This window comes from Lysobacter defluvii IMMIB APB-9 = DSM 18482, assembly GCF_000423325.1.
Lineage (GTDB): Bacteria > Pseudomonadota > Gammaproteobacteria > Xanthomonadales > Xanthomonadaceae > Novilysobacter > Novilysobacter defluvii.
In genome coordinates, this window is sequence record NZ_AUHT01000006.1 from 397,700 (window position 1) to 416,024 (window position 18,325).

Annotated in this window: 25 protein-coding genes; 13 read left to right on the plus strand and 12 right to left on the minus strand. The window is 70.1% G+C overall.

What is annotated here, in order from left to right; genetic code table 11:
* Positions 1-88: 88 nt before the first annotated feature.
* Entirely contained in the window at positions 89-1,009 is a 921-nt protein-coding gene (locus tag G545_RS0106330; RefSeq protein ID WP_027069644.1) for a LysR family transcriptional regulator, read from the plus strand.
* Positions 1,010-1,046: 37 nt separating this feature from the next.
* Here G545_RS0106330 and G545_RS0106335 read toward each other — a convergent pair whose 3' ends face one another.
* From G545_RS0106335 to G545_RS0106350, 4 genes are read right to left on the minus strand one after another with little or no spacing between them, the layout of a single operon-like run.
* Positions 1,047-1,811 (minus strand): MBL fold metallo-hydrolase, encoded by a 765-nt coding sequence (locus G545_RS0106335; RefSeq protein ID WP_197050193.1) that lies wholly within the window; start codon positions 1,809-1,811, stop codon positions 1,047-1,049.
* On the minus strand, positions 1,808-2,248 hold the full coding sequence (locus G545_RS13860; RefSeq protein ID WP_052106585.1) for a beta-lactamase hydrolase domain-containing protein: 441 nt from the start codon (positions 2,246-2,248) through the stop codon (positions 1,808-1,810). The genes G545_RS0106335 and G545_RS13860 overlap by 4 nt, the downstream gene beginning before the upstream one ends.
* 27 nt (positions 2,249-2,275) lie before the next feature.
* Positions 2,276-3,061: a sulfite exporter TauE/SafE family protein gene (locus G545_RS0106345; RefSeq protein WP_027069646.1), complete on the minus strand. Its 786-nt coding sequence runs from the start codon at positions 3,059-3,061 to the stop codon at positions 2,276-2,278.
* On the minus strand, positions 3,058-3,408 hold the full coding sequence (locus G545_RS0106350) for an ArsR/SmtB family transcription factor (protein ID WP_052106586.1): 351 nt from the start codon (positions 3,406-3,408) through the stop codon (positions 3,058-3,060). Before G545_RS0106350 ends, G545_RS0106345 begins: the two co-directional genes overlap by 4 nt.
* Before the next feature lie 83 nt (positions 3,409-3,491).
* Between G545_RS0106350 and G545_RS0106355 the strand changes: the two genes are divergently transcribed.
* The 4 genes from G545_RS0106355 (at position 3,492) to G545_RS0106370 (ending at position 5,294) form a co-directional block, all read left to right on the plus strand.
* Positions 3,492-3,863, plus strand: coding sequence for an MBL fold metallo-hydrolase (locus tag G545_RS0106355; protein ID WP_027069648.1), 372 nt, complete (start codon positions 3,492-3,494; stop codon positions 3,861-3,863).
* Positions 3,860-4,285, plus strand: coding sequence for a YeeE/YedE family protein (locus tag G545_RS0106360; RefSeq protein WP_027069649.1), 426 nt, complete (start codon positions 3,860-3,862; stop codon positions 4,283-4,285). The genes G545_RS0106355 and G545_RS0106360 overlap by 4 nt, the downstream gene beginning before the upstream one ends.
* Positions 4,282-4,698: a DUF6691 family protein gene (locus G545_RS0106365; RefSeq protein WP_027069650.1), complete on the plus strand. Its 417-nt coding sequence runs from the start codon at positions 4,282-4,284 to the stop codon at positions 4,696-4,698. Before G545_RS0106360 ends, G545_RS0106365 begins: the two co-directional genes overlap by 4 nt.
* A gap of 128 nt (positions 4,699-4,826) precedes the next feature.
* The gene (locus G545_RS0106370; RefSeq protein ID WP_027069651.1) at positions 4,827-5,294 is read left to right on the plus strand and encodes a DUF421 domain-containing protein; all 468 of its coding nucleotides are present in this window, start codon (positions 4,827-4,829) and stop codon (positions 5,292-5,294) included.
* A gap of 10 nt (positions 5,295-5,304) precedes the next feature.
* Here the strand turns inward: G545_RS0106370 and G545_RS0106375 are convergent, their stop codons facing one another.
* Together G545_RS0106375 and G545_RS0106380 are read right to left on the minus strand one after the other, a co-directional pair.
* The gene (locus G545_RS0106375) at positions 5,305-6,642 is read right to left on the minus strand and encodes an ATP-binding protein (protein ID WP_027069652.1); all 1,338 of its coding nucleotides are present in this window, start codon (positions 6,640-6,642) and stop codon (positions 5,305-5,307) included.
* Positions 6,639-7,304, minus strand: coding sequence for a response regulator (locus G545_RS0106380; RefSeq protein ID WP_027069653.1), 666 nt, complete (start codon positions 7,302-7,304; stop codon positions 6,639-6,641). The genes G545_RS0106375 and G545_RS0106380 overlap by 4 nt, the downstream gene beginning before the upstream one ends.
* Before the next feature lie 152 nt (positions 7,305-7,456).
* On the opposite strand from G545_RS0106380, the gene G545_RS13865 reads away from it, so the two are divergent.
* From G545_RS13865 to G545_RS0106410, 6 genes are all read left to right on the plus strand, one after another.
* Positions 7,457-8,302 (plus strand): TlpA disulfide reductase family protein, encoded by an 846-nt coding sequence (locus G545_RS13865; RefSeq protein WP_052106587.1) that lies wholly within the window; start codon positions 7,457-7,459, stop codon positions 8,300-8,302.
* Positions 8,299-9,087 carry a thiol:disulfide interchange protein DsbG gene (gene dsbG / locus G545_RS0106390; RefSeq protein ID WP_036136321.1) on the plus strand — a complete coding sequence of 263 codons (789 nt, stop codon included), beginning with the start codon at positions 8,299-8,301 and terminating at the stop codon, positions 9,085-9,087. Before G545_RS13865 ends, dsbG begins: the two co-directional genes overlap by 4 nt.
* A gap of 93 nt (positions 9,088-9,180) precedes the next feature.
* The gene (locus G545_RS0106395; RefSeq protein ID WP_027069655.1) at positions 9,181-9,687 is read left to right on the plus strand and encodes a beta-lactamase hydrolase domain-containing protein; all 507 of its coding nucleotides are present in this window, start codon (positions 9,181-9,183) and stop codon (positions 9,685-9,687) included.
* 94 nt (positions 9,688-9,781) lie between these two features.
* On the plus strand, positions 9,782-10,903 hold the full coding sequence (locus G545_RS0106400; RefSeq protein ID WP_027069656.1) for a Re/Si-specific NAD(P)(+) transhydrogenase subunit alpha: 1,122 nt from the start codon (positions 9,782-9,784) through the stop codon (positions 10,901-10,903).
* A 25-nt stretch (positions 10,904-10,928) separates the two neighbouring features.
* Complete coding sequence (locus G545_RS0106405) at positions 10,929-11,270, plus strand: NAD(P) transhydrogenase subunit alpha (RefSeq protein WP_027069657.1); 342 nt, start codon at positions 10,929-10,931, stop codon at positions 11,268-11,270.
* On the plus strand, positions 11,267-12,751 hold the full coding sequence (locus G545_RS0106410; RefSeq protein WP_036136324.1) for an NAD(P)(+) transhydrogenase (Re/Si-specific) subunit beta: 1,485 nt from the start codon (positions 11,267-11,269) through the stop codon (positions 12,749-12,751). Before G545_RS0106405 ends, G545_RS0106410 begins: the two co-directional genes overlap by 4 nt.
* A 39-nt stretch (positions 12,752-12,790) precedes the next feature.
* On the opposite strand, the gene G545_RS0106415 is transcribed toward G545_RS0106410, so the two are convergent.
* Complete coding sequence (locus tag G545_RS0106415) at positions 12,791-13,471, minus strand: SDR family oxidoreductase (protein WP_027069659.1); 681 nt, start codon at positions 13,469-13,471, stop codon at positions 12,791-12,793.
* Between the two features lie 118 nt (positions 13,472-13,589).
* Here G545_RS0106415 and G545_RS13870 point away from each other — a divergent pair, with 118 nt between their 5' ends.
* Both G545_RS13870 and G545_RS0106425 read left to right on the plus strand, forming a co-directional pair.
* On the plus strand, positions 13,590-14,360 hold the full coding sequence (locus G545_RS13870; protein ID WP_036136326.1) for an AzlC family ABC transporter permease: 771 nt from the start codon (positions 13,590-13,592) through the stop codon (positions 14,358-14,360).
* Positions 14,360-14,671, plus strand: coding sequence for an AzlD domain-containing protein (locus tag G545_RS0106425; RefSeq protein WP_027069660.1), 312 nt, complete (start codon positions 14,360-14,362; stop codon positions 14,669-14,671). The genes G545_RS13870 and G545_RS0106425 overlap by 1 nt, the downstream gene beginning before the upstream one ends.
* Positions 14,672-14,680: 9 nt before the next feature.
* Here the strand turns inward: G545_RS0106425 and G545_RS0106430 are convergent, their stop codons facing one another.
* The 5 genes from G545_RS0106430 to G545_RS0106450 all read right to left on the minus strand — a co-directional run bounded on the left by G545_RS0106430 (position 14,681) and on the right by G545_RS0106450 (position 17,987).
* The gene (locus tag G545_RS0106430; protein WP_231553169.1) at positions 14,681-15,754 is read right to left on the minus strand and encodes a lipid A deacylase LpxR family protein; all 1,074 of its coding nucleotides are present in this window, start codon (positions 15,752-15,754) and stop codon (positions 14,681-14,683) included.
* A 10-nt stretch (positions 15,755-15,764) separates the two neighbouring features.
* Complete coding sequence (gene upp / locus G545_RS0106435; RefSeq protein ID WP_027069662.1) at positions 15,765-16,397, minus strand: uracil phosphoribosyltransferase; 633 nt, start codon at positions 16,395-16,397, stop codon at positions 15,765-15,767.
* A gap of 55 nt (positions 16,398-16,452) precedes the next feature.
* Positions 16,453-16,743 carry a type II toxin-antitoxin system RelE/ParE family toxin gene (locus G545_RS0106440; RefSeq protein WP_027069663.1) on the minus strand — a complete coding sequence of 97 codons (291 nt, stop codon included), beginning with the start codon at positions 16,741-16,743 and terminating at the stop codon, positions 16,453-16,455.
* A 1-nt stretch (position 16,744) separates the two neighbouring features.
* Complete coding sequence (locus tag G545_RS0106445) at positions 16,745-17,029, minus strand: type II toxin -antitoxin system TacA 1-like antitoxin (RefSeq protein WP_027069664.1); 285 nt, start codon at positions 17,027-17,029, stop codon at positions 16,745-16,747.
* Between the two features lie 91 nt (positions 17,030-17,120).
* Positions 17,121-17,987 carry an EamA family transporter gene (locus G545_RS0106450; protein WP_027069665.1) on the minus strand — a complete coding sequence of 289 codons (867 nt, stop codon included), beginning with the start codon at positions 17,985-17,987 and terminating at the stop codon, positions 17,121-17,123.
* Positions 17,988-18,325 lie beyond the last annotated feature (338 nt).

Genomic DNA, 18,325 nt, shown 5'->3' on the forward strand with positions numbered 1-18,325 from the left:
AAGGTATAGTGGTGCCGCTAAGTCCATCCGTGGCGGGGTTTGGAGGTGGATGAACCCACGCCGGGTATGAAGATGAACGGGAGGCCGGATGGAACTCCGCCAGCTCCGCTACTTCGTCGCCGTGGCCGAGGAACGCAACTTCACCCGCGCCGCGGAGAAGCTGCACATCGCCCAGCCCCCGCTCAGCCGCCAGATCCAGCTGCTGGAAGAGGAACTGGGCGTGACGCTCATTTCGCGCGCCACCCGCCCGCTGCGCCTGACCGACGCGGGGCGCCTGTTCAACGAACAGGCACTGCAGATCCTCGGCCGCGTCGAGCAGCTCAAGCTCGCCACCCAGCGGGTGGGCAAGCAGGAGCGCCGCGTGCTGTCGATCGGCTTCGTCGCCTCCGCCCTCTACGGCGGCGTGCCCGCCCTGGTGCGCGAGCTGCGCAAGCACGCCCCGGAACTGGACATCCAGCTGCTGGAGATGATGTCCAGCCAGCAGATCGAAGCCCTCAAGACCGGCCGCATCGACATCGGCTTCGGCCGCGTCCGCAAGAACGATCCGGCGGTGGTGCGCACCGTGCTGCGCGAGGAGCGCATGGTGCTGGCGGTCGCGCCGGGCACCCGGCTGGCGGAAAGCGATGCACCCGTGCGGATCGAGGAGATGGCCGGCGAGGAACTGGTCATCTACCCCCGCGCGCCGCGCCCGTCCTTCGCCGACCAGGTGCTGGCACTGCTGGAGGACCACGGCGTGCGGCCCACCGTGGTGCACGAGGTCAGCGAAATGCAGACCGCGCTGGGGCTGGTCGCGGCGGAGGTCGGGGTGTGCCTGGTGCCGTATGCGGGCAGCCGGCACCGGGCGGACCTGAAGTACCGCCTCATCGCCGACCAGAATGCGACTTCACCGGTGATCCTGAGCCATCGGCGCAATGACGACTCGCCCTATATCGGGCTCGTGAAGGAGCTGCTGCAGGAGCTGTACGCGGGCCGGCCGGAGTGGGTGGAGCCGGACCCGGGCCCCTCGTGACCCGCCGCACCGCGCGTCGCGCGAGACGCCCGCGCCGTCAGCCCTGCGGGCTCTGCGCCATCTCCTCGCAGTACTCGCGAAGATGCGCGGGCAGGTCCGGCGGGCATTCGCCGCATCGGCGGTTGCCGGGAACCGCGTAGTCGATGAACTTTGGGTAAGGCAGGCCGAGGTTGTCCATCAGCTCGACGAACTCCTCCACCGTGCGGTCCCCACCCAGGCGCGGGTTCCGCTGCTTTTCCTGGGCAATGCTGGAGACCCGCCGGCCGTTGTAGTCGTGCGCCGGGTAGACCAGGGTCTCGCCGGGCAGTGAGAACAGCTTGCCGCGCACGCTGTCGTACAGCGCGCGCGCATCGCCGCTCTGGAAATCCGTCCGTCCGCAGCCATCGATCAGCAGCGCGTCGCCGGTGAATACCCGGTCGCCGGCGACCAGCGCGAAGTGGTTGTCGGTGTGGCCGGGCGTATGCATCGGGTCGATGCGCACGCCGCCCACCTGCAGGGGCACGCCCTCGCGCATCGGCACGTCGGTGCAGGGCAGGGCGTCGGGTTCGGGGATTGCGATGCGGCTTCCCGCCTCGCGCTTGAGGACGCTGGCGGCAGTGATGTGGTCGGCGTGGATGTGGGTGTCGATCGTCATCACCAGCCGCAGGCCGAGCGTATTGACCGCCTTCAGGTCCCGCTGCCAGGCCGGCATGACCGGGTCGACCAGCACCGCCTCGCCCGTCTCCTGACAGCCGAGCAGGTAGGTGAACGTCGAGGAGACCGGTTCAAAAAGCTGCTGGAAAATCATGCCGCCGGTCTTCATTCCGAAGTCTCCTCGCGGCGGACCACGTCGACGACGGCAGGCTCGAGGGCGGCGAGGCCGGCGGCACGCCCGAGCTCCAGTGCGGCGTCCAGCGGCTGGCCGCGGTTCAACGCCTGGTCCAGGGCGACCATCGCGCCAACGCGGTTGGAGGTGGCGCAGTGGATCAGGACGCCGCCCTCACTGCGCGCCTCGTCGAGCGCCTGGCCGAACCGGCGCACGCGGTCGGCTTCCAGGTCGTCCGCTCCACGGACCGGCAGGGCGACGTACCGCAATCCGAGCCGGCGCGCTTCGGCGGACTCGTCGAATTCGACCGGCTCGTCCGGGCCGCGCAGGTTGATCACGGTCCGGACGCCCTCGCGTTGCAGTCGGGACAACTCGTCGGGCGAGGGCTGTCCGCTGGCGTAGTGTCCTTCGGCGTAGCAGGTCGTCTTGGTCATCGGGGTGCTCCATGTGGGAAGGCGGGGTCAGATCCAACCCAGCTCGCCCGCGGTCCGGTACAGCATGTATATCGCGACCACGGTGATGAGCCCGGCCAGTACGGTGTTGAGGGCGCCCTTGCGCGAACCCAGCCGGGTCGCAAGGCGCGTGCCGGACAGGCTCCCGGCCGCGCCGCCGGCAATGAACACGGCGGCCAGTGGCCAGGCCACCAGCCCGGAGAGCGCGTAATTGGAGGCCGTGGTCAGGCCGAATGCGGTGACCGCGACCAGCGACGAGCCCACCGCGAACAGGATCGGCATGCCGGTGGAAGCCATCAGCGCCGGGACCACCAGGAACCCGCCGCCGATCCCGAAGAAGCCGGACAGCGCCCTGGTGGCGGCGCCGGAGCCAAGCAGCTTCGGTGCGTTTCCGCCGTCGAGCACCACGTCCGGGTCGCCCTCGCGGCCGCGCGAGCGGAACATCAGCCCCGCCACTACCAGCATCAGCACGGCGAACAGCGCCAGCAGCCGCTGCCCGTCCATGGCCTTCCCGGCCATGGCACCGAACCAGGCACCCAGCGAGCCGGCGATGGCGAAAGTCACCGCGCACCGCCACTTCACGTTCCCGTTGCGGGCATGGTTCACGAGCCCGATCAGCGCGTTGGCGGCAACGGCGAGGGCGCTGGTGCCGATGGCGACATGCGGATCGCCGACGCCGACCAGGTAGACCATCAGCGGCACGGCGAGGATGGATCCGCCGCCACAGACGAGGGCCAGCGTGAACCCCACCGCGCCTCCGGACAGCGCGCCCAGCAGGAGCTGCAGGGAGGTCAACTGCCGGTCTTCCCGGGCGCGCAGTACGCGGCGTGGAGGGTGTCGAGGATGCTTGCCGCCGGCCCTTCGGCGAGCGAGTAGAAAATGCTCTGCGACTCGCGGCGGGTGCGCACCAGCGACATCTCCCGGAGCACGGCCAGGTGCTGGGAAAGCGCCGACATGCTCAGGCCGGTAACGGGCTGGAGCTCGCCGACCGAGCGCTCGCCCTCCACCAGCTGGCACAGCACCAGCAGCCGGGCGGGGTGGGCCAGTGCCTTCAGCAGCGCGGCCGCCTCTCCGGCGTGGACCGTCATCTCGGACATCGGGGTGGCCGGGGTGGTGGCTTCTTGGTCTGTTGGATTGCCCATACGGGTATTTTAGGGACGTCTTGACAATAAATTGTACAGATCCTAATTTAGGCGAAGCTAAACATGTAGGCAAGGGGCACGCCATGAACCCGCAAGTGAAGAGCTTCCACGATCCCGCGACCGCGACGTTCACCCACGTGGTGTACGACCGCGACGGAGGCCATGCCGCGGTGATCGACCCGGTCCTGGACTACGACCCGGCCAGCGCGCGCGTCACCACGGAGTCCGCCGACCGCGTGCTCGCCTTCGTGGCCGAGCGCGGCCTGGCCCTGGGCTGGGTGCTGGAAACCCACGTCCATGCCGACCACCTGACCGCAGCCGCCCACATCAAGCGCAAGACCGGCGCCCGGACGGGCATCGGCCGCGGCATCCGCGCCGGCGAGCTGCCTCCTGCCGATGACAACGGCATCCGCTACCTGCGCCTGCCGCTCAACCAGCTGGGGGGTGCCCGATGACCGGCGAGTGGTGGATGGCGCTGGGCGGCGGGGTCCTGATCGGTCTGTCCGCCACCGTCCTGCTGTGGCTCAACGGACGGATCGCCGGCGCCAGTGGCATCTTCAACGGGGTGGTGTTCCCGCGCGCCGGGGACGTGTCCTGGCGCGTGGCCTTCCTGGTCGGGCTGGTCGTATCGGCGGGGCTGTACATGGCCTTCGTGCCGGGTGCGCCGCAGCCACGGACGGATTTCCCGCGGGCCGGGCTGATCGTCGCGGGGCTGCTGGTGGGCTTCGGTGCGCGCATGGGCAACGGCTGCACCAGTGGGCACGGGGTCTGTGGCCTGGGGCGGCTGTCGGGGCGCTCGTTGGCCGCGGTACTGGCCTTCATGGCGACGGCGGTGGCCACCACCTTCTTCGTACGCCACCTGTGGAGCTGGGCATGAACAGGACCACCCTCGCGGCCCTCCTCTCCGGCGCGCTCTTCGGGCTGGGGCTGGCGATGTCCGGCATGACCGATCCGCGGGTCGTGCTCGGCTTCCTCGACATCTTTGGCGACTTCGACCCCAGGCTCGCGTTCGTCCTGGCCGGGGCGGTGCTGACCACCGTGCTGCTGTTCCGGCCGGTGCTGCGCCGTGGCAGCTCGCTGTTCGGCGACCGGCTCCAGTTGTCGGATCTCACGCGGGTCGACCGGCGGCTGCTGGGCGGCGCGGCCCTGTTCGGCATCGGCTGGGGCGCCGCCGGCTACTGTCCGGGACCCGCCCTGGCTGGACTGGGAATGTTGTCAGTCGAGGCGCTGTGGTTCGTCCCGGCGATGATGGCGGGCATGCTGCTGCACCGGCTGGTCGATCGCGCCTGACCGCGGCCGGGGAGGGTGCCGGCTCCGCCGCGACCGCGACCCGCGAAAGGGCCCGCGCCGCGCTTTGTCACGGACCGCCCACGCGCGCACCCCATAAATGGGGCTCGTTCGCCATTAGGGAACGCCCGATGGAACTGGAGCCGACACTGACCCTCTGGGCCCTGCTGGGACGGGCCACGGTGATCTTCTTTGCGGTGACGCTGGTGACACGCCTCCTGCCCAAGCGGGAGATAGGCGACAACTCCCCGAGTGACCTGCTGGCGCTCGTGATCGCGGGCGGCCTCGTGGCGGACTCGATGTCGGTGGGCTCGGAAACCCCGATCGACTTCCTGCTGCTGCTGGTCGTGGTGCTGGTGTGGGGCTGGGTGATCGATTGGCTGCAGTACCGCGTGCCCTGGATCGAAAAACTGCTGTGCGAGGCTCCGGTGGAGATCGTCCGCGACGGTCGCATGCTGCGCAGGGGAATGCGCCGCGAACTGATCACCGAAGCCGAGCTGGAAGGAGCGATCCGCCGCGCCGGCCTGGTCGACGTGGGCGACGTGGCCCGTGCCACCGTCGAGCCGACCGGTGAGATCAGCATCGTGCCCAAGGCCTGAGGCTGCTGCGTCAGCGGCCGGCTTCGCGCCGCACCGGGAGCAGCAGCTCGACCCTCAGCCCGTGCGGCTGACGGGGCAGCAGTGCCAACTCCCCGCCGAACCGCTGCGAGATCGCCTCCACCAGCGTCAGTCCAAGCCCGCTGCCGGGTTGCGAGGCCGCACCGCGCCAGAACCGCCGGGTCGCCGACTGTACCGCCTCGACGTCCATGCCCGGCCCCGAATCCGAAACCGCAAACCCGGCCAGTTCCGGGGTGGGGCGGGCGATCTCTACCGCCACCCTGGCGTCGGCAGGGGAGTACCGGAGTGCGTTCCCGATCAGGTTGCGCAAGGCCACGACGGCCAGCTGCGGCGGCACGTCCAGCACCGCGTCTTCGCTGTTCCCCTCGATCCGGACGTCGGTCCGGGCTGCCGCGTCATGTCCTGCCACCTCGATGGCGCGCGAGACCGCCTCGGCGGCGGTGATGTGCATGCCCTCGTCGAAAGGCAGCCGTCCTTCGACCCGGGCCAGCATCAGCAGCTGCTCCAACGTGGCTCGCATCCGGTCCACGCCCGTGGCGGCGTCGTCCAGGGCCGGCCTGGCCTCAGGGCCGGCGTGCAGCCGGGCGACCTGCAGGTGGGTGTCGATGACCGTCAGGGGGGTACGCAGTTCGTGGGCGGCGTCGTTGGTGAAGCCGCGCTCGCGCTGGATGGCCTGGCGCATGCGCTCGAGCAGGTCGTTCAGGGCCGCGATCAACGGCCGCAGTTCGCCGGGAAGCTGGCTGCCGTCGACCGGATCGGTGGCGTCGGGATGTCGCTGCGCCAGGCGTCGCCGCAGCCCGTCGAGCGGTGCAAGCGCGCGGCCTGTGCCGAACCAGAGCGCCAGCAGCCCGCCCATGGAGGCAATCAGGAACGGTACGCCCGCGGCCAGCGCGATTCGCCGGCGGAGCTGCGCGCGCTCGTCCAGGCTGTCGGCCGTAGTGATGTCGAAGGAGTCGGTGCGCAGGGTGAACGTGCGCCACGGCTGGCCGTCGATCACGGTGGTGCGGTAGCCCGGTGCGCTGACCGCCAGCGGCGCCCGGTCGGGACCGCGGGTGGTGGCGATCACTTCGCCGCGCAGGGAGCGGACCTGGCAGGCCATGCCCCGGCTGCCGGGCACCGACAGCGTGCCCTCGACCGCCGCCATGGACAGGCTCGCCCCGCCGGACTGGTCGAGCAGGCCGGCGACCATGCGCGCGGACATGGCCAACCGGTCGTCCAGCGTCTCCTGCAGGTTGCGGTCCAGGTGGCGGAACATCCACACCGCGGCGCCACCCCACAGCACGGCCAGGGCCAGGCCGATGGTCAGCAGCAGGCGGAGCCGCAGGCTCACCGGCGCGCCCAGCCGAAACGGTAGCCCAGCCCGCGCACGGTCTCGACCACGTCGACGCCGAGCTTGCGCCGCAGGTTGTGCACGTGGACGTTGACCGCGTTGCTGGCGACTTCCTGGTCCAGCCCGTACAGCCGGTCCTTGAGCTGCTCGGCCGACAGGCAGCGCCCGTCGGCCCGGATCAGGCTGGCGAGCAGGGTGGATTCGCGCCGCGACAGCTCGACCGGTTCGCCGTCCAGCCAGGCTTCGCCGCTGCTGGGGTCGTAGCGGAGTGCCCCGGCCTCGACCAGGTTGCTGCTGCGGCCCGCCGCCCGGCGGATCAGCGCGTGCAGCCGGGCGACCAGCTCGCCCAGGTCGAAGGGCTTGACCAGGTAGTCATCGGCGCCGCCCTGCAGCCCCTCGATGCGGTCCTCGACGGTGTCACGCGCCGTCAGCAGCAGCACCGGCAGGGTGCTTCCGGCTTCACGCAGGCGGGCGAGCAGCGAAAGCCCGTCGCCGTCCGGAAGCCCGCGGTCGAGCACCATGGCGTCGCATTCGGCGTTGGCCAGGGCGAGCTCCGCCTGCGCCGCGGAAGGGACGGTGTCGGCGGTGAAGCCGTACGCGCGCAGGCCGGCCGCGATGCCGCGGGCGATCAGGTCGTCGTCTTCGACCACGAGGATGCGCATGCGTGCTCCGGGGCGATAGTAGCGCTCTGGGGGAGCAGGGCACCGTACGTGAATGCGCCCGTCACGGCATCCCTGCCGCTGTTAATTTGCTCTTAATCCCGCTCCTCCACGCTTCCCGTCATGCATTCATTCCTTCAACGGCCCAAGTACTGATGCTTGGTCTTGGGCCGGTCCCGATGACGCTGGTGATCCTGCTGCTCGCACTGGGCGTGGCGGCGCTGGTCGGCCGCTGGGCGGCGAAACGGCCGGAGGGCCCGCGGGTGCCGGTGGCCGGCCTGTTCTTCGACATGTTGTTGGTGGGCCTGGTCGCGGGCCGGCTGGTGTTCGTCGTGCAGTGGTGGCCACAGTACGCGGCCGACCCTTGGTCGCTGCTGCGCTTCGGCGACGGCGGGTACTCGATATGGGCCGCGGTACTCGCCGGCCTTGCGTTCGCCGCGTGGCGCGCGCGCCGCACCGTGGAACTGCGCAAGCCGCTGCTGTGGGGCACCGGCGCAGGCCTGGCGGTGGGGGGCGTGCTCACCGGCGCGCTGCTGCTGATGCAGCAGGCCGTGGTGCGTTTGCCCGACGTGGAACTGACGCGCCTCGAGGGCGGGCCGGTCCAGCTGTCCGACATGGGCGACCAGCCGAAGGTGGTGAACCTGTGGGCGACCTGGTGCCCGCCCTGCAGGCGCGAAATGCCGGTGCTCGCCGACAGCCAGGCCACCAACCCGCACGTCACCTTCGTCTTCGCCAACCAGGGCGAGGGCGGTGACCTGATCCGCGAGTACCTCGACGGGGCCGGCCTGGAGCTGGACAACGTCGTGCTCGATCCATTCTCCAGCGTCTCCCAGGCGACCGGCGCACGCGGTCTCCCGGTCACCCTGTTCTTCGAGGGCGACGGCCGGCTGGTGGACGTCCACATGGGCGAACTGACCAGCGGCAGCCTGGCCCGGAAGCTGCAGCGCTTCGGCCCGACACCTCTGGGCGGCACACCACTTTCGAACGAGGCAATGCAATGACCCACTACAAGCTCACGTCCGCGTTGCTGGCCCTTGCGTTGGTCGGCACCGCCAGCTGCAGCCACGCCGAGGAACCGGGGAGCGGCGAGCCGCGCCCCAGGGTGATCGAAACGGTCGAGGCACACGGCCTGGAGGTGCTGGGCGAGTTCGAGGCGCCCGGCGGCCTGCGCGGCTTCGCCAGCCTGGCGGGCGGCCAGCAGCCGGTGGCGGTCTACGTCACCCCCGACGGCGACCACGCGATGGTCGGAACCCTGGTCAACGCCGACGGCGAGGACGTCGGGCAGCCGCACCTGCAGCGCCTGGTCGCCAAGCCGATGACCGAGCGGATCTGGGCGCAGCTGGAGGACAGCCACTGGGTGGCCGACGGGCCGGACGACGCGGCGCGGGTGGTCTACACCTTCAGTGACCCCAACTGCCCGTACTGCAACCGGTTCTGGGAGGCCGCCCGGCCGTGGGTGGAGGCCGGCAAGGTCCAGCTGCGGCACGTCATGGTCGGCGTGATCCGCCCCGACAGCATCAACAAGGCGGCCGCGATCCTGGCCGCGCCGTCACCCGAGGCGATGCTGGCCCGCAACGAGCGCGACTTTTCGCGAGGCGGGATCCAGGGCGTGGCCACCGTACCGCAGCGGGCGAGGACGCAGCTGGACGCCAACCAGCGCCTGATGCATGAACTCGGGTTCCAGGGGACGCCGGGGATCCTGTTCCAGGACGCGGAGGGCGTCATCCAGCGCCGTGCTGGGATGCCGGCACCGGGCGACCTGCCGAACGTGCTCGGGCCGCGGTAGCGGCGGTCGGTCGAAACCGATCGCTTGATGGCCGTATGCTCGGGAAGCACGCCCTGCGCCACACGACGCCGGCACGCTCGTTGGAGGTCATCCATGAAGCGACTGTTTCTCATCGCACTGCTCGCCGCCGCAACAACGGGCAACGCCGCGGCGCACGAACCGCTACCGAAGCTGGCCAACGCGGTGTCGCCCGAACAGGGCGTCATTGCCGCGGGCCGCATCGGCCCTGGCGACATCACGAGGGTCCGTGACGCCGGCATCCGCCATGTCATCGACCTGACGCCCGACGCGGAGACTCCCGGCTTCGACGAGGCGGCGGCCGTACGCGCCGCCGGACTGCGCTACTCGAATCTCCCGCTTGCCGGCGCGCCGGACCTGACCCGGGAGAACGTGTTGGCCTTCGACACGATGCTGGCGGAGGCCGAGCGCCCCGTGCTGGTGCACTGCGCCAGCGGCAACCGAGTGGGCGCCATGGCCGCGCTGCGGGCCGCCTGGGTGGAAGGCCGGTCCACGGAAGAGGCGATCGCCATCGGCAAGGAATGGGGTCTGGCGGGGCTGGAGGAAGACGTCCGCCGCCGTATCGAGGCGGACGGCCGCTGATGCACCGGGGACCAGGCTTGCCCTGCAGGTGGGTGGCCAGTGCCTCGCCGTCCCAGGCAGTTCGCGTTACCAACCAGTTGGCAGGAGGGGGCAGATGGACATCGGCATCCCGGCCGAGACGCGGCCAGGTGAGACCCGGGTCGCCGCGACGCCGGAAACAGTCAGGAAGCTGGCAAAGGCCAACCACCGCGTGATCGTCCAGGCCGGCGCGGGCATCGCTTCCAGCGTGCCCGACGAGGCCTACGCCGATGCAGGCGCCGTGGTGGGCTCCGCCGCCGGTGCATTCGGGGCCGGGATGGTGCTGAAGGTGCGCGCGCCCACCACGGACGAGCTGTCGATGATGGAGCCGGGCGCGGTCCTGGTCGGCATGCTCGATCCCTTCGACGATATGCAGGCCAAGGCGATCGCGTCCGCCGGCCTGACCGCCTTCGCCCTCGAGGCGGCGCCGCGCATCAGCCGCGCGCAGGCGCTGGACGTGCTGTCGTCGCAGGCCAACATCGCCGGCTACAAGGCGGTGATGCTCGCGGCCAATGCGTACCAGCGCTTCATGCCTATGCTGATGACCGCCGCCGGCACGGTGAAGGCCGCGCGCGTGCTGGTCATGGGCGCTGGCGTGGCGGGGTTGCAGGCGATCGCGACCGCCAGGCGCCTGGGCGCGGTGGTAGAGGCCTCTGACGTGCGTCCCGTGGCCAAGGAGCAGGTCAACTCGCTAGGTGCGAAGTTCCTCGACGTTCCCTTCCTAACCGACGAGGAGCGCGAGATCGCCGAAGGCGTGGGCGGCTATGCCCGGCCGATGCCCGCCGACTGGATGCGCCGCCAAGCCGAGCTGGTGCACGAGCGCGCCCGGCAGGCGGACATCATCATCACCACCGCGCTGATTCCGGGCCGCAAGGCGCCGGTGCTGATCCACGACGCAACCGTGGAGGCGATGAAGCCCGGCTCGGTGATCGTCGACATGGCGGTGGCACAGGGCGGCAACTGCACGCTGTCGGAAGCCGGCCGGACGGTCACACGCCACGGCGTGCACATCATCGGCGAGCCGAACCTGCCGGCGCTGGTCGCCGCCGACGCGTCCGCGCTCTACGCGCGCAACGTGCTCGAGTTCCTGAAGCTGGTAGTCGACGACGAGGGCGGGTTCGTGCTGGACCAGGAAGACGAGATCGTCGCCGCGACCCTGCTGTGCCACGCCGGCGACGTGGTGCGCAAACCCGCCTGACCCCTGGACCCACCGGAGAACCGCGATGGAAGTCGGCCCCGCCGTCATCAACCTGATCATCTTCGTGCTGGCGATCTACGTGGGCTACCACGTGGTGTGGACCGTGACGCCGGCCCTGCACACCCCGCTCATGGCGGTCACCAATGCGATCTCGGCGATCGTGATCGTCGGCGCGATGCTCGCCGCCGCGCTCACCGAGGGCGCGCTCGGGCAGACGATGGGCACGCTGGCCGTCATGCTCGCGGCCGTCAACGTGTTCGGCGGCTTCCTGGTCACCCAGCGGATGCTCCGGATGTTCCGCAAGAAGGAGCCGCGGGCGCGGCCCGCCCGGTCCGACGCCGAAGGCAGCGGGGAGGGCGGGCGATGAGCCTCGGTTTCGTCAGCATGAACCTGGTGACGCTGCTCTACCTGGCGGCGTCGGTGTGCTTCATCCAGGCCCTGAAGGGGCTGTCGCATCCCTCGACCGCGCGGCGGGGCAACCTGTTCGGCATGGGCGGCATGGCGATCGCCGTCGCCACCACCGTGATGCTGATCCTGAAGCTGCAGGCGGATGCCGCGGCGGATCCCGCGGCGGTTTCCGACGGGGGCGGCCTTGGGCTGTGGCTGGTGCTGCTGGGCGTGGTGGTCGGCGGCGCCATCGGCACGCTGCTGGCGAAGAAGGTGGAGATGACGCGCCTGCCGGAGCTGGTCGCCGCGATGCACTCGCTGATCGGCCTGGCGGCGGTGTTCATCGCCGTGGCCGCGGTGGCGGAGCCGTGGGCATTCGGCATCGTCGGCGGCGAGGGCGAGCCGATCCCGCTGGGTAACAAGCTCGAGCTGTTCATCGGCACCGCGGTCGGCGCGATCACCTTCTCCGGTTCGGTGATCGCCTTCGGCAAGCTGGCGGGCAAGTTCCGGTTCCGCCTGTTCCAGGGCGCGCCGGTGGTCTTCCCCGGCCAGCACCTGCTGAACCTGGCGCTGGCGGTCGCGATGATCGGGCTCGGGATCGCCTTCGCGCTCACCCAGCAATGGGAGCCGTTCATCGCGATGGCGGCCATCGCGTTCGTGCTCGGGGTCCTGATCATCATCCCGATCGGCGGCGCCGACATGCCGGTGGTGGTGTCGATGCTCAACAGCTACTCCGGCTGGGCCGCCGCGGGGATCGGGTTCTCGTTGAACAACTCGATGCTGATCATCGCCGGCTCGCTGGTCGGCAGCTCGGGCGCGATCCTGTCGTACATCATGTGCAAGGCGATGAACCGCTCGTTCTTCAGCGTCATCCTGGGCGGGTTCGGCGGTGGCGCCGGCGCCACGGCGGGCGAGGGCGGGCAGCAGCAGCGCAACGTCAAGTCGGGTTCGGCCGAGGACGCCTCGTTCCTCATGGCCAACGCCGAGACGGTCATCATCGTTCCCGGCTACGGCCTGGCGGTCGCACGTGCCCAGCACGCCCTGAAGGAACTGACCGAGAAGCTCGCCGACGCCGGCGTGACGGTCCGCTACGCGATCCACCCGGTGGCCGGCCGCATGCCGGGGCACATGAACGTCCTGCTGGCCGAGGCGGAGGTGCCCTACGACCAGGTGGTCGAGATGGACGACATCAACAGCGAATTCGGGCAGGCCGACGTGGTGCTGGTGCTCGGGGCCAACGACGTGGTCAACCCCGCCGCCAAGGATCCGGGGTCCCCGATCGCCGGCATGCCGATCCTGGAGGCGTACAAGGCGAAGACCGTGATCGTGAACAAGCGCTCCATGGCGGCCGGGTACGCCGGACTCGACAACGAGCTGTTCTACATGGACAAGACGATGATGGTCTTCGGCGATGCGAAGAAGGTCATCGAGGACATGATCAAGGCGGTCGACCAGGACTGAGTGACGCCGGCCCCCGCCAGACCGGCGGGGGCCTTCCGGTCATGCCTGGCCGATCAGGTCGGCGATCGGGGTTTCCCCGTCGTAGAAGTTCACCGTCTGGCGGCTGGCCTCGCCGGTGCGGACCACGTGGGCGATGACCTCGGCGACGTTCGCCCGCGAGGTCACGCGCCGCTCCTCGGGGTAGTCTTCGCCGCCTTCCTCGGCCCGCATGATCTTCCCGCTTGCCGGCTCCAGCGTGAGCAGGGCGGGGCCAAGGATGGTGTAGTCTAGGCCGGTTTTGCGCAGCTCGGCGTCGGCGTCGTGCTTGGCCCTGGCGTACGGGTAGAACGGATCGGACGGGTCCAGTTCGTGCACGTGCCGGTCGGCCCCGGCGTAGGACACCATCACGAAGCGGCGGACGCCGGCCCGCTCGGCGGCCTTCATGGCGCGGACGGCCGCCTCGTAGTCGACGGCATGGGTGCGTTTCGGATCACCGCCGCCGGCACCAGCCGAGAACACCACCGCCTTCGCGCCTTCAAAGGCCCGGGCCAGCGCATCGACGTCGGCGGACTCGATGTCGAGCACGACCGGGTTGCCGCCGGCCTCGCGCACGTCGTCGGCGTGGTCGGGGTTGCGGATGATCGAGTCGACGGCAAAGCCCGCCGCGCCCAGCGTACCGGCCGCCAGCAGGCCGACCTTGCCGTGGCCGCCGATCAGGACCACTCGGTTGGATTCGGACATAGGGGTACTCCTTGCGAACGGCCAGACTGCGCCCCGCGGGGTTAAAGCGCCGTGCCCGGTCGGGCGGCTGGCCGACGGCATCTTCATCTCCCGGGAGGCGACGGGCACAATCCTGGCGATGCACCTGCGCCTGTCCCCCGCCGTGAAGATCGGCCTCTCGATCGCCATGGCGACGGGGCTGTATGGCCTGTCGTTCGGCGCACTCAGCGTCGCCTCGGGGCTCGACGTCTGGCAGACGATGGCCCTGAGCCTGCTGATGTTCACCGGCGGCTCGCAGTTCGCCTTCATCGGGGTGGTGGCGGGGGGCGGCGCGGGTTCTGCCGCCTTTGGTGCGGCGACGCTGCTGGGCGTGCGCAACGCGGTCTACGGCATGCAGATGAACCGGATGCTCAGGCCATCCGGATGGCGCAGGTTCGTTGCCGCGCAGGTCACCATCGACGAGTCCGCCGCCACGGCCGGCGGGCAGCTGGATCCAGGCGAGCAACGGCGCGGGTTCTGGACCGCGGGGCTGGGTGTGTTCGTCCTCTGGAACCTGTTCACGGCGATCGGTGCGGTCCTTGGCGATGCGATGGGCGACCCGGGCCGTTGGGGGCTGGATGGCGCCGCGGTGGCTGCGTTCCTCGGACTGCTGTGGCCACGGCTGCGTGCGAGAGACGCGGCTGCCGTCGCGGTGGTCTGTGCACTGGTGACGATGCTTGCGCTACCGCTGACACCGCCGGGGGTGCCGATCCTGGTGGCGGCCGTCGTCGCGGCGCTGTGGGGCTGGTTCGGGCGCGGCCCGGCCGACGAGGGGCTGGAGCCGGACGTGGATCCGGCCGACTACGAGCGCGGCGGTGAGCACGCGGACGGCGCGGGCGTCGTGGACGGTCAGCAGGCGGGGCGCGCCTGATGTCCATGTGGGCCTGGATCCTGCTCGCCAGCCTGGCCGCCTACGCGACCAAGCTGTCCGGCTACCTGGTGCCGGCGCGCTGGCTGGAAAGCCCGCGCATGACCCGAGTGGCCGGCACCCTGACCATCGGCCTGCTGGCCTCGCTCACGGCCATGAATACCTTCAGCGCGGGGCAGGGCCTCGCGGTGGACGCGCGCGTGCTCGCGCTGCTGGCCTCGGGCATTGCGTTGTGGCTGCGGGTGCCGTTCCTGGGCGTGGTGGTCGTGGGCGCGGGGACGGCGGCGCTGGCGCGGCTTGCGGGCATCGGCTGAGGGCGCCCCTCAGAACGCGTGGGTGATGGTGAAGCTGCCGTACGACGGCCGCTCGTCCTGCCCCTTGAACTCGCGGGTGCGGAAGTAGCGCGCCAGCGCGAAGCGGGTGCGCCCCCGGGTCACCGCGAACCCGACCGCCGCCTCGCCCACCAGCGGCTCGCGGTCGACGCTGTGGCTGCTGCGGAAGGTGTTGCCGTCCAGCGTCATGTCGCGCAGTACCCAGCGGGCGTCGATCGCGATGTAGGCATTCCAGGACCAGCCGGACAGCTCCGGCCCGGTCCGCGTCGGGGCGGTGTTGCTGCCGGCGGGGCGTACCGGGCTGGAGCCGAAGTCGTCCGGCAGGCGGTGGCCCAGGCGCAGCTCCAGACCAGTGTTGGCGAGCGTGTGGAGGTTGCCGATCGCGCCACCGGCGTGGCTGATGGCATCCCACTGGAGCGAGCCTCCGCCAACCGGGCGCACTTCCGAACGCCAAAGGCGCTCGTGCACCAGGTTGAGCACCGGCTCGTTGTGCAGCTGGTGGTCCCAACCCTCGAAGTTGTCCGAGCCGGTGAACTTGTGGATCAGGCGCTGGGTCTTCTCCGCCAGCGAGGCCGGGCCGACCATGCCGATCAGCAGCTGCGTGGTGCGCAGCCGGTTGTCCTGCCGCGCGTTGTAGCCGAAGCCCACCAGCAGCGCCCCGGCGTACGGCCGGTCGTCGACGATCAGGTCGCGGCGGGTGCCGTCCCCGGGGGTGAAGATGCCCTGGCCGACGGTGACGACCATGTTCTGCTGCTCGAAGCCCTCCGGCTGCAGCCATTCCAGATAGCGGTTGACCAGCCGCGCAGGGGCGGGGAGGCAGGGGTCGTCGACGTAGTCGCGCAGGTTCGGCGAGACCAGGGTCAGGCCGACGCCGCTGGTGTAGCCCTCGTCCCGGCCGGCGAACAGGTCGTTGTCGACCCGCAGGCTGACCATTGGCGGGTAGTCGGCCAGGCGGCTGTCGCGGGGGCAGGCGTCGGCTGCCCAAGCGGGCAGGGCGAGCGTGGAGAGCAGCGTCGCGGCAACTACCCGGGTCCAGCCGCGCCTTGCAGGCAGCGCGTGCTTCACGATGCCGCCGTCAGTCCGCCCGCGTCCCGAAGATCTTGTCCCCCGCATCCCCCAGCCCCGGGTGGATGTACCCGTGCTCGTCCAGCCGCTCGTCCACCGCGGCGGTGTAGATCTCCACGTCCGGATGCACCGCCTCCACCGCGCGCAGCCCCTCCGGTGCCGCGACCAGGAACAGCCCCTTGATGCGCGTGGCGCCGGCAGCCTTGAGCATGTCGACCGTGGCGATCAGCGTGCCGCCGGTGGCCAGCATCGGATCGAGGATCAGCGCGATGCGGTCCTCCATGTTGCCGACCAGCCGTTCCAGGTACGCGGTCGGCTGCAGGGTTTCCTCGTCGCGCACGAAGCCGACCGCACTGACCTTGGCCGCCGGGACCAGCTCCAGCACCCCCGGCAGCATCCCGATGCCCGCGCGCAGGATCGGCACCAGCGTGATCTTGCGGCCCTTGATCCGCCGCACCCGCACCGGCCCGGCCCAGCCGGCGGTCTCGACCTCTTCGGTCTCCAGGTCCGACGTTGCCTCGTAGGTCAGCAGCGTGGCGACCTCCGCCGACAGCTCGCGGAAGGTCTTGGTGCTGTTCTCGGCCTTGCGCATCAAGCCGAGCTTGTGCTGGACCAGCGGATGGGAGACCTCGACGACCTTCATTGCCTGCTGCCTTGCGTGGACTGCGCGCAAGTATGCCGGAGGTGGGGGCGGACTCTTAGCGGTAGCCGGCCTCGCGCTGCGCCCGCACGGCCAGGATCAGTGCCGTGTCCACCAGCGGGATGTAGCGATACAGCGCCACGTATCCCCGGGTGCCCCGGCCGATCAGAAGCTCACGCTTGTCGTCGCCGGCGGGCCGGCCGATGAGCGGGTTGTCGGACAGTACGTCGAAGGCGCTGATGATCTGTCCGGTCCGTTCGTGCACGTCACCGGCTTCGTGCAGCTCCAGGTGCTCCACGATGCGGTCGAGATCATCGATCACCCCGGGCGCCAACCTGATGCGCGTCACCTCAGGGGTCCAGCTCGCTGGCCCGTGGCCGCTCCACCGCTTTGCGTGCCACACGGCCCTTGAGCCAGGCGCGCGCCTCGGCCCACGGAACGCTTTTGCCGGACTCGAGGAACTCGGCGTAGCGCCGGTCCGCCACTGCGTGGAATTCCGCCTGGCGGGCTACGAGCTCAGTCTTCTCCGCGATAGCCTCCAGGATGAAACCGTGCGAAGTGGTGCCGGCCTGTCTCGCCGCCTCGGCAACACGGGCCTTGAGCTCTGCAGGAAGACGGATGGTGGTGGTGCTCATGACTGGCTCCGAAGACCGTGCCTTCGGGGAATGTACCACGCATGTGCTACACGGTTTGCCACGTGCAATGCCGCGGAGGTGCCGGTCACCCTCAGGGCGCCAGCGCGATCAGCGCGATCGCCACCACCGCCAGCACGATGGCCAGCCGGTTCCAGCGCCCGGTCTTCTCGCCGAAGGCGAACACCCCGACCACCGTGCCCAGCACCACCACCCCGATGTTCATGGCCGCGAACACCACCGCGGGGCTGTCTGGCAGCGCCTGGTGGGCCCACACGTAGAAGAGGATGTTGCCGAAGTTGAGCACCCCCAGCGCCAGCCCCCCGGCCAGGTTGCGCCCATCCAGCTCGACTTGGCCACGCCAGTGGCGCACCAGCTGCCAGCCGAGCATCAACAGGAAGGCGGCCACGAACACCACCTGCAGCGACGCGATCGAAGCCGTCCCGGACTGCGCCACCAGCTTCAGCATTACGTCGACGAGCGCGAATCCAGCCCAGATGACCAGCAGCAGGCAAAGCGCGTTGCCGCCGCCAGCAGGGGAGGGACCGCCGCGGTCCGGCCGGACCACGATCCCTGCAATGGCAGCCAGGCCGAGGGCGAGCCCCAGCAGCTTGAGCGTGGATGCCTGTTCACCAAAGAGGGTGAACGCGGCCACGAGCGAAAGCAGCAGCGACAGGCGCTGCGCGACATCGGTGCGCACGATGCCCGCGACGCGAACGCTCGCGGCGAGCACCAGGAAGAGGGAAGGCATGACCAGCGCCAGGCCGGCGAGCGCCCACCACGGCGTGCTCGGCTGGGTAAGGGAGTGCAGCGGCGGCGACAGGAGGAACCAGCACAGCGTGCCCGCCGCCAGGTAGTTCCACATCACCAACTGCGGCATGTCCAAGCGCCAGCGCGGCGCGAGCTTGAGCAGGACGGCTACCGAGACGCTGCAGAGGGCGCTGAGGAGGATGAAGTGCATTGATGGGCGCGGCGCTGGAGGGGAGGCGCATGGTAGCTGGGCGCGTTGGCGAGTCGGATATCACCTGACTTTTTGGGTGATAAGACATAGCACTGGAAAATTGCCACACTTGCCGGCAGGGGGGTCAGTCGGCCGTGGGGACGGGATCGCGCAAGTGGCTGATCTAGCGACTAGTCCCTTGCTTCCATGTGGTGCCGGGGGCAGTGAGCTGTAGGCGCTATCCGGCAACTTTTACAGCTACTTGGTGTTAGCAGCCAAGGAGAGTATCTCGTTTGCGCACCAACTATGTGCTGATTGACTACGAGAACGTGCAGCCATCGGCGCTGGCGGCGTTAGAA

Coding starts and splice junctions, on each gene's coding strand:
- G545_RS0106330 (WP_027069644.1), top strand. CDS start 89: ATGGAACTCCGCCAGCTCCGCTACTTCGTCGCCGTGGCCGAGGAACGC.
- G545_RS0106335 (WP_197050193.1), bottom strand. CDS start 1,811: ATGAAGACCGGCGGCATGATTTTCCAGCAGCTTTTTGAACCGGTCTCC.
- G545_RS13860 (WP_052106585.1), bottom strand. CDS start 2,248: ATGACCAAGACGACCTGCTACGCCGAAGGACACTACGCCAGCGGACAG.
- G545_RS0106350 (WP_052106586.1), bottom strand. CDS start 3,408: ATGGGCAATCCAACAGACCAAGAAGCCACCACCCCGGCCACCCCGATG.
- G545_RS0106355 (WP_027069648.1), top strand. CDS start 3,492: ATGAACCCGCAAGTGAAGAGCTTCCACGATCCCGCGACCGCGACGTTC.
- G545_RS0106360 (WP_027069649.1), top strand. CDS start 3,860: ATGACCGGCGAGTGGTGGATGGCGCTGGGCGGCGGGGTCCTGATCGGT.
- G545_RS0106365 (WP_027069650.1), top strand. CDS start 4,282: ATGAACAGGACCACCCTCGCGGCCCTCCTCTCCGGCGCGCTCTTCGGG.
- G545_RS0106370 (WP_027069651.1), top strand. CDS start 4,827: ATGGAACTGGAGCCGACACTGACCCTCTGGGCCCTGCTGGGACGGGCC.
- G545_RS0106380 (WP_027069653.1), bottom strand. CDS start 7,304: ATGCGCATCCTCGTGGTCGAAGACGACGACCTGATCGCCCGCGGCATC.
- G545_RS13865 (WP_052106587.1), top strand. CDS start 7,457: ATGCTTGGTCTTGGGCCGGTCCCGATGACGCTGGTGATCCTGCTGCTC.
- dsbG (WP_036136321.1), top strand. CDS start 8,299: ATGACCCACTACAAGCTCACGTCCGCGTTGCTGGCCCTTGCGTTGGTC.
- G545_RS0106395 (WP_027069655.1), top strand. CDS start 9,181: ATGAAGCGACTGTTTCTCATCGCACTGCTCGCCGCCGCAACAACGGGC.
- G545_RS0106400 (WP_027069656.1), top strand. CDS start 9,782: ATGGACATCGGCATCCCGGCCGAGACGCGGCCAGGTGAGACCCGGGTC.
- G545_RS0106405 (WP_027069657.1), top strand. CDS start 10,929: ATGGAAGTCGGCCCCGCCGTCATCAACCTGATCATCTTCGTGCTGGCG.
- G545_RS0106410 (WP_036136324.1), top strand. CDS start 11,267: ATGAGCCTCGGTTTCGTCAGCATGAACCTGGTGACGCTGCTCTACCTG.
- G545_RS0106415 (WP_027069659.1), bottom strand. CDS start 13,471: ATGTCCGAATCCAACCGAGTGGTCCTGATCGGCGGCCACGGCAAGGTC.
- G545_RS13870 (WP_036136326.1), top strand. CDS start 13,590: ATGCACCTGCGCCTGTCCCCCGCCGTGAAGATCGGCCTCTCGATCGCC.
- G545_RS0106425 (WP_027069660.1), top strand. CDS start 14,360: ATGTCCATGTGGGCCTGGATCCTGCTCGCCAGCCTGGCCGCCTACGCG.
- upp (WP_027069662.1), bottom strand. CDS start 16,397: ATGAAGGTCGTCGAGGTCTCCCATCCGCTGGTCCAGCACAAGCTCGGC.
- G545_RS0106445 (WP_027069664.1), bottom strand. CDS start 17,029: ATGAGCACCACCACCATCCGTCTTCCTGCAGAGCTCAAGGCCCGTGTT.
- G545_RS0106450 (WP_027069665.1), bottom strand. CDS start 17,987: ATGCACTTCATCCTCCTCAGCGCCCTCTGCAGCGTCTCGGTAGCCGTC.